Genomic DNA, 13,635 nt, shown 5'->3' with positions numbered 1-13,635 from the left:
GTGAACAGTATTTATTCTTTTTCGAACTCCTCCTGAACAACCCGCTTCACCTCTTCAATGGTTTCGCGTTCCAGGTCAGTTCTTCTCTCTAATTCGTCAACAGTAAGGTCCAAAACGCTGCGTGCGGTATCACAGCCGATGCGTTTTAATTCATCAATGATCCAGGTTTCAATTTCGTCGCTGAATTCATCGAGGTCTATATCAAATTCTTCCGGTTCTCCTTCATTATCACGGAATACGTCAATTGTCAATCCGGTCAATTCCTGGGCCAGTTTAATATTAACGCCTTTACGACCAATGGCAAGTGATACCTGGTCGGGCTTCAGGAAGACGTTTACATGGTGCTTTTCGTTGTCCAGCTCCATACTGGTGATCTTGGCGGGCGTAAGTGAGCGCTGGATCAGAAGTTGGATATTGTTGGTGTAATTGATAACATCTATGTTTTCATTCTTCAGTTCCCGAACGATGCCATGGATTCGGCTTCCCTTCATGCCCACACAGGCACCAACCGGATCTATCCTGTCATCATAGGATTCTACTGCAACCTTGGCTCTTTCACCTGGTTCGCGAACGATCTTTTTGATCACGATCAGGCCGTCGAAAATCTCCGGAACCTCAATTTCGAGCAATTTAGCGAGGAAAAGCGGACTGGTGCGCGACAAAATGATTACGGGTGAATTATTTTTTAGTTCCACCTTCTTTACCACAGCACGGATTGTTTCGCCTTTCTTGAAATAATCCTGTGGGATCTGTTCACTTTTGGGGAGGATAAGTTCGTTTCCTTCTTCATCGAGCAGGAGGATTTCCTTTTTCCAGACCTGGTAAACTTCGGCACTCAGAATATCCCCTACACGGTCACCATATTTTTTGACCAATACGTTCTTTTTCAGGTCACTGATACGGCTTGCCAGTGTTTGTTTGGCGGCAAGAATTGCTCTCCGACCAAAATCGAGGATCTCTACCGCTTCGTACAGCTCTTCACCCACTTCATAGTCGGGTTCCACCTTAACAGCATCGCTATAGGCGATCTGTGCCAGCGGGTCTTCAACTGCACCATCTTCTACGATAGTGCGCCTGCGAATGATCTCGAGGTCACCTTTTTCAGCGTTCACGATCACGTCGAAGTTGTCGTCTGCACCGTATTTCTTGCGCAGGAGGGTCTTGAAAACATCTTCCACCACTTTCATCATGGTGGGACGGTCAATATTCTCCGCGTCTTTGAAATCCTGAAATGCTTCTATCAAATTGATACTTGCCATTGTAGTGATATTTAGAAAACTACCTGAATTTTAGTCTGTTTGATGTTATCAAATAACAAGGAATGTGCTATCACTTCCTTTTTCTTATTCTTACCTTTTATTTCTTCCACAACGATTCCGTCTTCAGTTACTTCCAGCAATTTACCCTCAATTCTGGAGGCATCCTTCATGGTCACTTCCACGCTTCTGCCAAGGTTTTTCCTGTATTGCCGAAGAAGTTTCAGTGGCTCATCTAACCCGGGTGACGATACTTCCAGTGAGAAATCCCCTTCCGGAAACCAGGCTGCCTCTTCGATCTTTTTATACAGGGCGCGGTTGATACTTACACATCGTGCAATGCTTATTCCACTGTCAGCATCCATGAACACCTTTATATTGTTCCCCGGTTTCACCCGCAGGTCCACGAGGAAGTTGTCAGTATCACCTTCCAGCAGTTCATTGATGAACCTGGTCACAGATTGTATAAGGGTTTCGTTTGTCAAATGTCCTGATTCTAGCCTTTTCCCGTGCAATGGGGGATATGAAAATGGAAGAAGGGAACGCTTTCGTTCCCTTCTCTTGCTTCTTTTTCCGCTGCAAATGTAAGGTAATAGCCTATTCCTTCCAAATTAGGAGCGGGCAAGATTAACAATAACTTCATTTGTATAGAATGTACCTTTGCGTGGCTATGTTAAAAACTGTATTACTACTGTTATTGGCGTACATCGCTTACCGTTTTATTTTCGGATTTCTAATCCCTGTAACACGTGCTACCCGCCAGGTACGTCGCCAGTTCAAGGCTGCCCAGGAGCAGATGGATGCCCAAATGCGTTCCCAACAACAATATCCGGGTGCTGGCGGACAGCAATTCCAGCAAGGGCCGGGATCATTTTCTCAGGTTGATCCTTCCCGTACCGATAAGCCGAGGAAAAGTGATTATATAGATTTTGAGGAAATCCAGACAGGTAAGAAATAAGAGGTAAGAGGTAAGATTGAAGAGGTAAGATTTGAGGGAAGAGGTAAGATTTAAGAGGTAAGATTTAGAGAGGGAGGTCCAGGACGGTTTTACCCGGTTCAAGGAAGATTCCCTGGAGGCCGGCAGCGCGTGCTCCTTCCACATTGGTGAGCGTATCGTCGATAAATACTGAATCATGGGCATCTATTCCCGCATCGGCAAGAAGGGCATGGTATGATTCCACATAGGGCTTCCTCATTCCTATCACATGCGAGTAATAAGCTTTTTCAAAATGCCGGTCGAAGGCCTTGCCGGGATAATTCGCATGAAATTTCAGCTGGAATTCTTCATGGTGAATAATATTTGTATTACTGAATAGGAAGACGCGATAACGGCCTTCGAGATTGCGAAGCCATTCGATCCTCTCGGGTGGAAAGTCGTGGAGCATGGCATTCCAGGCCTGTACAATTTCATGGTCGCGTGCTTTGAGGCCGGTTTCATTCCGGAAATTATGGATGAATTCCGTCTCAGTGACCTTTCCCGTTTCCAGATCTTCAAATAGCGGAGTGGCTTTGTACTGCGAAAAATAATTATGGAAGTTCTTAAGTCCTATTTTCTCAAAGGCTTTCTCTGTATCGGCGAAACTGATATTCATCAGTACACCGCCAAGGTCAAGGATTATGTTTCTGATTTCAGACATGTTACAGGTAAGATTTAAGAGGTAAGAGGTAAGATTTAAGGTAAGAGGTAAGATTTAAGAGGTAAGATTTAGGGGGTTCGAGGGATTTCTTTGATGGAAACACGTCGGAAGTCGATTTCCTGTCCCTCAGCCTGGAGTGCAATATATCCACTACTAAGAAGTTTGCCATCTATCTTAATAGAGGGATTGTAATTATTCACCACACCGCCACCGATCTGGGGTTTGGAATATACAAGAACTGTATCGCCATTGATAATATGTTTTACCAATGAGTCGCCATATACCATTGCTTCGGCACGAACCCATTCTTCCATAGGATAAGTTTTGGACGTTGATTCAATACAATGCCTTGGGTCAACGCGTCCTTCAAAAATAACATCTGTACCCGGCGAACACATATTACCTGTGGGCCGGGCTTTTCCGTCATCGAGCCCTGCGAGGAATTGCATCTCAACTGATATGGGCCAGTCCTGGTCTTTATACATTGTACGGGGATCCTGAGAGTGAAACATAACGCCACTGTTGCGGATCGCATAGCCGGGAGCGTTATGGTGGAATTTTCCTGTAAACCGGTATTCCACAATGAGATGAAAATAATCGAAAGGTTTCTTGTAATAGAGATGAGCAAAGCGATTATTGAAATCGTCATACTGGTCGTATCTCACCTTTATCATGCCATCCTCAACCCGGAAGGTTTTACCGAAATTATCATCCACTTCATGGTGGTTAATTTTCACCCACCAATCATTCATGTCTTTTCCGTTGAAAAGTTCTTTCCATTCATCGGGGGCTGATAGCTGCTTTGTTTGCATGCATGCGCAGCAGAAAAACACTGAAAGAAGGATTACCATCCCCTCTAAATAAAACGGTCTATTTTTCATGACTTCAAGTTAATTCAAAAAAAATCATCCGCCATAAGGGGATGATTAAGATCGGTTGTATTAAACCTATTGTGATTAAGCTAAGGATGGAATTATTTATCCCACCAAACTGTTTCAGATTTGGTATCGCGGGAGTTACCTCCGATCATGATCTCAAACTCACCGGCTTCCCATATATGCTTTAATTCATGGTTATAGAATTTCAATTCTTCAGTACTCACGGTAAAGCTTACCTGTTTTGACTCACCTGGTTGGAGAAGTATCTTCTGAAACCCTTTCAATTCCTTTAACGGACGTGTATTGGATGCCACTTTATCACGTATATATAATTGCACAACTTCTTCTCCCGCAACTTTTCCACTATTGGTAACCGTAATTGTTGCAGTAAGTTGCTTATTGCCCTTCATTTTTGCGCTACTGAGATTAATATCACCATAATTAAAAGTGGTATAGCTCAGGCCGTAACCAAACGGATAGAGAGGGGTATTTGAAACATCGAGGTAGTTGGAACGAAACTTCTGGAAGTTATCGCCCTGGAGGGGACGGCCGGTGCTCCGGTAACTGTAATAAATAGGTATCTGACCCACATTGCGCGGGAAGGTAGCGGTAATTTTACCCGAAGGGTTCTGGTCACCGAACAGCACGTCTGCAATAGCGGGACCAGCTTCGGATCCGCCGAACCAAACGTTAAGTATCGCAGGAAGTTTGGCGTCTTCTTCCACGATTGACAGGGGTCTTCCAGTAAAGAGTACCATTACTACCGGCTTACCGGTGGCTATAAGAGCGTCGAGTAATTTCTTCTGACTGCGGGGGAGGTTGAGATCGGAGCGACTGGATGCTTCGCCTGTCATTTCTGCGAGTTCACCCATGGCGGCTACAATTACATCAGCACCAGCTGCCGCCTTCAGGGCTTCTGCTATCAGGGTATCAGCATTCCTGTTATCGCGTTCCATCAGTTTGCCAAATATACTTGTGCGTGCTTCAAGAGCTGAGTCTTCAGTAACATTAGCACCGCGTGCGTATAGAATATTTACGTTGCTGCCGGCAACCTGTTTAAGTCCATCCAGCAATGAAGTTGCTTTAGAAGGATCAGCCGACACCGCCCATGTGCCAACCATATTCTCCTTGCTATTGGCAAGCGGACCAACAAGCGCTATAGTTCCCTTTCTTTGTAAAGGCAGAGTATTATTCAGATTCTTTAATAATACGAAGGTGCGGGTTGCTGTTTCCCGTGCGATCTTCCTGTTTGCATCAGTAAATATTTCGGTTTTCGCACGGTTCTCATCGCAGTAACGGTAAGGGTCATCAAAAAGGCCGAGTTTATATTTAGCTTCCAGAATACGGCGGCAGGCATTGTCAATTTCCGGCTGCGTAACTTTACCTTCCTGCAATGATTTTCTCAATGTTGTGAGGAATCCTTCCCCTACCATGTCCATATCCAATCCGGCTTTTAGGGAAAGGGCAGAAACAGCCTGAAGGTCTCCAAGTCCATGGTCAATCATTTCATTCACGGAAGTGTAGTCTGACACCACCAGGCCTTTGAAGCCCCATTGCTTACGAAGCACATCGGTAAGCAACCATTTATTTCCGGTGGCGGGAATTCCCTCAACATCATTGAAAGAGCTCATTACAGAACCCACGCCTGCGTCAACGGCTGCTTTGTAGGGAGGGAAATAATCATTGTACATTTTGATGCGGCTCATGTCAACTGAATGATAATCGCGCCCAGCTTCCGAAGCGCCATAAAGTGCGAAGTGTTTCACACAGGCCATCAGTGTATTGTTTTTAGAAAGATCATCACCCTGGTAACCTTTTACCATTGCCTTTGCGATAGCCGAACCGAGAAAGGGATCTTCTCCGGAGCTTTCTGCAATACGTCCCCAACGAGGGTCGCGGGAAATGTCAACCATTGGGGAGAAGGTCCAGTTGAGTCCGTCGGCACTTGCTTCCTGTGCAGCCATACGGGCAGACCTTTCTATTAGTTCCATATCCCAGCTTGCAGCAAGTGCAAGGGGAATAGGAAATGCAGTACGGTAGCCATGAATTACATCGAGACCAAAGATGATGGGAATTTTAAGCCTGCTATTGTTGATAGCAAGTTCCTGAACCTTACGAATACGTTGCGGGGAAGTAACGCTAAAGATGCCCCCAACCTGTCCTTTGCGGATCTTGTCTTCCACTCCGGTGCTTACTACCGAACCGGTTGTAGCTTCACCACCCACTAACAGGTTGAGTTGTCCGATCTTTTCATCGAGGGTCATTTTCTTCATCAGTGCGTCAATGAAGGTTTTCATCTTCGCCTGCTCCGGCAAAGATTGGGCAGGGGCGATTGCAGATGGCCGTGACTTTGTTGATGAGGCTGCAGGCTGCTGCGCCTTCACCTGGGCTGTGATCCTTACCGGCATTGCCAGTACTGAACAAATTGCCATAGGCAAGAAAATAGAAGAAATTCGTCTCATCTTTCGTTGTTTTTCGTTTGTGGAAAGTTGTTCGCTCGTTGCTTTTGCGGCTGATCCTGATATTTACTTCATAAGGTAGGGTTTAATCTGTTTTTGCCAGATGGCATAGCCTTTAGCATTCATGTGAAGCTTGTCTCCCAGAAAAATATCAGGAAGGGGTTGACCATCAGCACCCAGCATTGGCGTATATACATCAATGTATGCCGTATTTTTCTTAGTTGCGAGGAAATCGCGGATAGATTTATTGGCGGCTATAAGTCTTTGCTGCATATGCATGCGGCTGGGACTCGGCTTCATTGAAACAAAACTGATATTGACATTGGGGAAACGGTTCCTGAGGTCGGCGAAGAGTTGAAGGAACCTGTTATAAACCATATCAGCACTTACTGTATCGCTGGCTGCCAGGTCATTCTCACCACAATAGATAAGGATCTGTTTGGGCTCATAAGGGTAAACAATCAGTTCCTGGTATCGCATCAGGTCGGGCAGCGAGGAGCCTCCAAAACCACGATTGATGATAGTGTAACCGGGAAAATAATCCGCCACATCTTTCCACATCGTAAAAGAAGAGCTGCCAATAAAGAGTATCTTATTGAGGGATGGCTTTTCCAAACTATCCTGCTTAACAAATGCCATGACATCATCATAAAATGGAGGCAGTGGCCGGTGAATGGTGGAAGGCTGTTGCGAATAACTGGTAAATGTTATTAGGGAAAATACGGTCAATAGTACCCGCTGCAGGAGCCGATGAATGCCGGCAAAATTCATTTTTGGTATAGGATGATTCATATGCTGATCATTTTTGTTACTACAAAACTTATTCCGATTTCAGGAGAGAAAAGCGCTCTGATATTCCATTTTCACTAACTGCTTCAATGGTGTAGTAATACGTTTTCTGGCTGTCCATTCCTTTAAAATAATATTCATTTGCATCATGCACCATGATACAGTTATACAGTTTATCAGGTGCGGTGCCATAAAATATATTGTAGGCATATGCATTATCCACAGGTCGCCACTTGATATAAGCGCTACGTTTGTCTTTTTCCGTTCTTAATACCACGAATTCTTTAACAGGTTCCGGCTTCTCACCCATTCCTTTTCCAAATACACGAAGACCGGAGATGGCAAATTTGCCAGTGGGCATATGTATATTTTCGACCCTTATATATCTGGCTGTAACCGGCACTTCCAACTCAACATACTCATGGGGAATATCTCTTTTGTTGTTGCTTTTATCTACCAGGAGCTTCCATTTCTTTCCATCCGTAGACGAATAGAGTTTATACTGGTGGAATATATTGGTTTGCTTTCCGAGGAAGGCCGCATCCTGGTCGGCATAGTTAATCTGGATACCGTTAACGGTGGAAGGCGCTCCGAGGTCTGATTGTATCCATTCCCCCTTATTACCTGTGGCTGCGCTCCAATATGTTTTAATGCTTTCATCAACTGCATTGTTAGGAGCATAACTCCCCAGTGTAGACGAAACCGTTACCGGTTTTTTATAGTTGAGTAACATCCATCCGGTGAATCTTGATTTAAGGTGATCGGCTTCCCCTTGGGGAAGGTAGTGAGGATAATCGCCGAAGACTGTGTTGCAGTACATCACCCCTTCTTTATCGAAACCAGCAGGCCAGATCCCATTTCTTCTTTCAAAAGTATTCTTCACGCTGATACCCATAGTAGATACATGCCAATAGTTGTTCCACTTATCCTGGTAGGTTGCCCCATGACCGGCACCTCTTGCGAAACCTCCGGGTTTAAAACTGAAGGGATCCGATTGAGGGGTGAATGGTCCCAGGGGTGAATCGCCCACTACCACGCCATCTGCATACCCGCTCATTTCAGTTCCGGGTGCGCCGTATTGGAAATAATATTTTCCATTGTGCTTGGTAACCCAGGCTCCTTCAATAAATGGATCAAGGAAGGTATTGTCCATATACTCACCGAAGCGTTGCCAGCCATATCGCCACTGCTCCAGCAGGTACATTTCCTTTCGGGTGCCAATGGGTTTGAAGGTTTTTCGATCCATCTCCACTCCATATAAGGGATAACGGTTACTGCTTCCATTGTACATGTAGAAGCGCCCATCATCATCAAGAAAAAAGGCAGGATCCCATCCACCGATCTCCAGTGAATCAAGTGCTTCTTTCCATTCATTTCCTTTTGGATTGGTACTCATCCACAAGGGAAAATTACTGCTGTAAGTGGAACCAAAAACAAGAATGGTATCGCCAATTACAGTAACCGCGGGAGCGCAAAGTTCATCATAGACCTTATGCCAGGGTTTAAGAAATAAACGTGATACAAAGTTCCAGTTCAGCATATCACTGCTCCACCAGTAGCCCCATTGGTTGGTGGAGAATAAATAATAATCTCCTTTATAGGTAACAATTACTGGGTCGGCTGTGGCACGATGTCTTCCCCATTCAGAAAAATTAGGGATGGGTGTATAACCATAATCGATATTTATTGGATTACAATAAGTTTTCTGCTGTGCGTAGGTTGTGGGGCAAATAAAAAGTACCCACACCAGGATCATCGCAATATATTGTTGGAATATTTTCATTAGTTTTTATTTAGGTGAATGGATATCATTCTTCCCGAACAGCGCCTGGTCGAGGCTCCACCTACCCGGACCAATAAAAAAGAAAAGGGCGCCGATCAATACAAACATAAAGGGGTGCTGGTCTTCGTAGTGCACCTTTCCTTTTCCCATACCAAAAGCGATCACCAGCATTGTAGCAATCATTGGAATGACCGCGAGCCTGGTGAACAGACCAACCATTATCAGAATACCTGAAATCAATTCAGCTCCTTTTCCTAAATAGGCCATTATCAATGGCTGGGGGAAATGGAGTTCAGAGAGCCATTTTGCGTAATCGCTCATTTGTTTCTCATTGAAAATTTCCCAACCGTGGTAAGCCATGAAGAAACCTACGATGACCCTTACCAATGCAATGCCCTGATGGTACCAGATTGTATTAGAAGGTGAGAAAAATTGTTTCATTTTTTAGATTTACAGGTTTCCCCTTTTCATTTCTTCAACTGCATGGTTTGCAGCTCTTGCAGCGAAGGCCATATAAAGAATTGACGGACTCTGGTTGCCAGTGCTTGTCATGCAGGCGCCATCTGTTACAAATACATTGGGGCATGCATGTACCTGGTTGAAAGCATTAAGCATGGAAGTTTTAGGATCATGCCCCATACGTATACCTCCCATTTCATGAATATCAAGACCAGGAGGCTGCTTCGAGTCATTGACAAAAACATCATAGGCACCAGCTTTCTCCATCATGTCTTTTCCCTGGGTAAGGAAATCATTCACCATCTTTTCGTCATTGTCATCATACCCAACATCTGTCACCAGAAGGGGAATTCCCCACTGATCTTTCTTATCGGCACTCAGGTAAACACGGTTTGCTTCTTTTGGGATGGTTTCGCCCTGCATGTACATATATACCCTCCAGCCGCCTGGCTCAGTGATTGCTTCTTTCAGGGAAGCACCAATGAGCCCCGGGTGGGCGTCGGAATTAAATCGTTCGCGGTAAGCTCCACTAAAGATAGTGTAGCCGCCAATGAAATCGGTATCCTGGCGATCCAGATTTCTGAAATTAGGGATCACGCACTCAACTGGCCTACCAGGTGTATAGTATTTGTCAGTAAATCCCTTGACAGCACCATTCATATAACCCCTGTAATTATGGAAGCCGATATATTTCCCGAGAACACCACTATCATTTCCCAGACCATCCGGGAAACGCTCTGATTTTGAGTTCAGCAGTATCAGGTTAGAATTGAGTGCCGATGCATTTACAAATATTAGTCTGGCGGAATAATCAATAACCTCTTTGCTAACGGCATCGATCACCCGCACACCAGTGGCTTTTTTCTTATCCTTATCATATATTATAGAATGCACTACCGAATGAGGTCGCAGGGTTAGATTACCGGTTTTCTTTGCCCAGGGAAGCGTGGATGTAACCGAACTGAAATAGCCCCCAAATGGGCAACCACGCATACAGAGGTTACGATTCAGGCATTGGCCCCTACCCTGTTGCAGATGTTCCTCAGTAGGTTGTGACAGGTGTGCCCATCGCCCTGAAACATAATATCTATTGTACTCTTTCCACAACACTTCCTTGAAATGTTGTTCAACGCAGTTTAACTCATAGGGAGGGAGAAACTCTCCGTCGGGCATGGAGGGCACCCCATCTTTGTTACCACATATGCCCACAAATTTTTCGGTGTGGCTATACCATGGAGCGATATCCTCATATCGAATGGGCCAGTCAATACCAAAGCCAAATTTTTTTGGTGCGTTGAAATCATAGTCGCTCCATCTCTGACAGCTCCTGCCCCAGGTGAGTGATTTGCCACCAACCTGGTATCCACGGATCCAGTCGAATGGTTTCTCCTGAATATAGGGATGATCCTGGTCACGGATAAAGAAATGCTCCGTGTCTTCGGAATAGCCCGCTGCCTTTGTAATCAGCGGGTTTTCTTTAAGTATCGATTGTGGCAGTCTTCCTCTATGAGGCAATTGCCAGGGATGGCGGTCATAGCCCGGGTAGTCTTTTATATGCTCAATATTCCGTCCGCGCTCTAATACCAGCGTCTTCAAGCCTTTCTCGCAAAGTTCTTTTGCCGCCCAGCCACCGCTGATGCCGCTTCCAATAACTATTGCATCGTAAGAAACCATAGAAGGTAAGATTTAAGAGGTAAGAAGTAAGATTTAAGAGGTAAGAATTAAGATTTAAGAGGTAAGAATTAAAGGAAAATGTATTTCTATTCCCTATTGACTATTGACTTCCCAAATATGGGCCAGTGAAAAGTGGAATGAAGGCTGATCTTTTGTCCCGTGGTAGAGGAGGCCCTGGCTGCTTCCATGATGTCGAGCACATGCAGGGCATGTTCAGGATTTATAAGAAGCTCCTTATTATTAAGCAAAGCATCTGCCACTACTGTTGCCCCTTCCTGCCACTTGTATTTTCCCGGATCGGGAAGATGTCTTTTGGTAGCGGGTTCATCATGCGTGGCCATATCAACACCTGCCGGCGCCCAGTCATATCCAACTAATGACATATTTCCCTTTGTTCCCCAGATGCTGATGGAAGGTTTTTCCTGACCCTTTCCACCATGTCCATAAGGATCGAAATAATTGAACCCACATTGTATATGTGATAATGTACCGCCTGCATGCTCCATTATGATCATGGCATTGTCTTCCGCTTCCACTTTAATCAGACCCTTGTTATCGACCTTACGCTCGGGGGTTATAATGTTAGTCATTGCTATTAATGACTTTGCGGGGCCCAGCAAACCAGTTAATGTAGCGATGTTATAAACACCCAGGTCGGGCAGGCTTCCACCGCCTTTTTCATAGAAAAATGCTGACCATCCCGGACCTTCATGACCATAATGTGCATGTGCACTTGAAATTTTCCCAAGTTTACCATCCTGGATGGCTTTGGACATAAATGCAAACTGCGGACTATTAACTACTGCCGGAGCACCCCAGAATCTCAGTTTTTTTTGTAGTGCAAGGTCTAGTAATTCGCGACCCTCCTTGTAGGTATTAGCCATGGGTTTTTCGCTCCACACATGTTTGCCTTTGGAGAGGGCGATCTTATTAAGCCGGCCATGTTCCTGCATATCTGTGAGATTCACCAGGAGTTCAAATGGAGCGCCAGCCAATTGCTTATCAATATGATCATAGTGATTAGCAATTTTATATTCTGCTGCGCGATTGACGGCTCGCTGGTAAATGATATCGCAAACACTAACTACCTCTACTTGTGGGGAAGCAGTTAAGTGAGGAAGATATTGGGTTGAAACAGAACCGCATCCGATTATAGCCACCCTTATTCTCTTTGATTCTGAAATAGCCAGTGCTTCTAATGACGATACCATGGCACCGATACCGGCAAGCGTGGCATTAACTATAAAATGCTGGCGGGTCATGATAAAATTGTTATAAATGAATAATTTGATTACTTCAAATGCGGACTCTCAAATCCCAGTTTCTTCAATCCCTTCTGAATTTCAGGGGCACTCATAAAAAGGTTCCAGAGTAACCCCGAACGATAGTTTTCTATCATTAAAATTATCGGCCCCTGGTCAATGGCCAGATGGCTCTTTGCGTACCAGTTCTGTGTTTCATTGAAAGCATCCACGAAGCCATATTCACTCCAGATCTTATCACCAAGATTATAATAGAAATGCCGGAGGGCCTGCATAGAATACTCGGGCGTATAAGGAAAGGCAGATAGGGCTGCAGTTGGTGTAATTGTACCATTATCATTGGTGGGCGAATGGGCATCATAACCTGAATAGGTATCACTTGCCGTTAGTCCCCAGTTGCTGGCAGAATAGCCCTTGAAATTATTTGGATTACGAATACTGTGTTCGCGGTTAATGAGGGTATGATTGCGGTTCTGCTCCCAGTAATCGGCATAGCGGTCTTTCAGGCCGCGGGGGTCAAGGCCAACAAATGAATAATGGGAGAAAAACAAGGGTCCGCCATAATCAAAACCCAGCGGCAGTTTAATACCATAAAACTCTTTGCCGTTATTAAAAAAATTGCTCTGTGCCCATCCACGGTGATAAACATTGGGAGATACCGGATAGCGTTCACCTGATGCCGCAAGTACATACATGATAAGGCATTCATTGAATCCGCGCACGGGGAAATTCATGGCCCAGCCGTTATTAGGACTCCAGTGCCAGTACAAAACTTCCTGTCCCCCTCTTGTGAACCAATCCCATTCAACATCATTCCAGATCCAGCCGATCCTGTTACGTAGTTCTCTTTCTGTTTTATCATCGCCATTGAAGTATTGTCTTGCAGTAAGCAAGCCCTGTAAGAGATACGATGTTTCCACAAGGTCGGCTCCATCATCTTTTCTACTGAAGGGGATGGTCTTACCTGTTGCACCATTCAGCCAATGGGGGAACACTCCATGATATGCATCTGCCTTATGCAGGAAGTTAACCATCTTCAGCAGGAACCTTGCAGCAGTATCACGGGATATCCATTTTCTTTCGGTTGCAACGATCACCGCCATGATACCGAAACCGGTACCTCCTGTAGTCACTACCTCTGGACCATAATTATAGGCCACATTACTACGTTCTCTTGAAAGGCCAGATACAGGGTGGGCAAAATCCCAGAAATAGCGAAAGGTTTGTTTTTGTACAAGGTCAAGAAGTGCAGAATCTGTGAGCACTCCCTGTTCCATGGGAGCTTTAACAGGCGCTTTGGGAGTCTTCTTTTTTTGTGCGCTAAGATCAGCCGACTGAAACAGGCATACGGTGATTATCAGTAATGCTGGTCTAATGAAAGTTTTTCTTGGTGTCGTTCTGAATGCTACTGCGGGCAAAAGCTGACGAATCTTCATAT

General features: G+C 45.0%; 12 protein-coding genes. 1 reads left to right on the top strand and 11 read right to left on the bottom strand.

What is annotated here, in order from left to right; translation table 11 throughout:
- Positions 1-11 precede the first annotated feature (11 nt).
- Positions 12-1,259: a transcription termination factor NusA gene (nusA, locus tag HY58_RS00260; protein ID WP_039126110.1), complete on the bottom strand. Its 1,248-nt coding sequence runs from the start codon at positions 1,257-1,259 to the stop codon at positions 12-14.
- Positions 1,260-1,270: 11 nt separating this feature from the next.
- Positions 1,271-1,714 (bottom strand): ribosome maturation factor, encoded by a 444-nt coding sequence (locus HY58_RS00255; protein WP_253271466.1) that lies wholly within the window; start codon positions 1,712-1,714, stop codon positions 1,271-1,273.
- 212 nt (positions 1,715-1,926) lie between these two features.
- On the opposite strand from HY58_RS00255, the gene HY58_RS00250 reads away from it, so the two are divergent.
- Positions 1,927-2,214, top strand: coding sequence for a hypothetical protein (locus HY58_RS00250; protein WP_039126105.1), 288 nt, complete (start codon positions 1,927-1,929; stop codon positions 2,212-2,214).
- Positions 2,215-2,278: 64 nt separating this feature from the next.
- Here the strand turns inward: HY58_RS00250 and HY58_RS00245 are convergent, their stop codons facing one another.
- The 9 genes from HY58_RS00245 to HY58_RS00205 all read right to left on the bottom strand — a co-directional run bounded on the left by HY58_RS00245 (position 2,279) and on the right by HY58_RS00205 (position 13,633).
- Positions 2,279-2,893 carry an HAD family phosphatase gene (locus tag HY58_RS00245; protein WP_039126102.1) on the bottom strand — a complete coding sequence of 205 codons (615 nt, stop codon included), beginning with the start codon at positions 2,891-2,893 and terminating at the stop codon, positions 2,279-2,281.
- A 68-nt stretch (positions 2,894-2,961) separates the two neighbouring features.
- Positions 2,962-3,774 (bottom strand): DUF1080 domain-containing protein, encoded by an 813-nt coding sequence (locus HY58_RS00240; RefSeq protein ID WP_039126099.1) that lies wholly within the window; start codon positions 3,772-3,774, stop codon positions 2,962-2,964.
- A 92-nt stretch (positions 3,775-3,866) separates the two neighbouring features.
- Positions 3,867-6,233 carry a beta-glucosidase BglX gene (gene bglX, locus HY58_RS00235; RefSeq protein WP_253271465.1) on the bottom strand — a complete coding sequence of 789 codons (2,367 nt, stop codon included), beginning with the start codon at positions 6,231-6,233 and terminating at the stop codon, positions 3,867-3,869.
- A 63-nt stretch (positions 6,234-6,296) separates the two neighbouring features.
- Positions 6,297-7,022, bottom strand: a complete 726-nt coding sequence (locus HY58_RS00230) for a GDSL-type esterase/lipase family protein (protein WP_156123514.1) — start codon at positions 7,020-7,022, stop codon at positions 6,297-6,299.
- A 28-nt stretch (positions 7,023-7,050) separates the two neighbouring features.
- Entirely contained in the window at positions 7,051-8,802 is a 1,752-nt protein-coding gene (locus tag HY58_RS00225; RefSeq protein ID WP_082021997.1) for a discoidin domain-containing protein, read from the bottom strand.
- A 6-nt stretch (positions 8,803-8,808) separates the two neighbouring features.
- On the bottom strand, positions 8,809-9,243 hold the full coding sequence (locus HY58_RS00220) for a DoxX family protein (RefSeq protein ID WP_039126092.1): 435 nt from the start codon (positions 9,241-9,243) through the stop codon (positions 8,809-8,811).
- Between the two features lie 9 nt (positions 9,244-9,252).
- Entirely contained in the window at positions 9,253-10,935 is a 1,683-nt protein-coding gene (locus HY58_RS00215; protein ID WP_039126089.1) for a GMC oxidoreductase, read from the bottom strand.
- A gap of 86 nt (positions 10,936-11,021) precedes the next feature.
- Positions 11,022-12,197 (bottom strand): Gfo/Idh/MocA family protein, encoded by a 1,176-nt coding sequence (locus HY58_RS00210; RefSeq protein WP_039126086.1) that lies wholly within the window; start codon positions 12,195-12,197, stop codon positions 11,022-11,024.
- Between the two features lie 29 nt (positions 12,198-12,226).
- Entirely contained in the window at positions 12,227-13,633 is a 1,407-nt protein-coding gene (locus HY58_RS00205) for a glucoamylase family protein (protein ID WP_253271464.1), read from the bottom strand.
- Positions 13,634-13,635 lie beyond the last annotated feature (2 nt).

The sequence above is a fragment of the Flavihumibacter sp. ZG627 genome (assembly GCF_000814325.1).
GTDB lineage: Bacteria > Bacteroidota > Bacteroidia > Chitinophagales > Chitinophagaceae > Flavihumibacter.
This window is presented reverse-complemented; position numbering and strand designations above follow the sequence as displayed.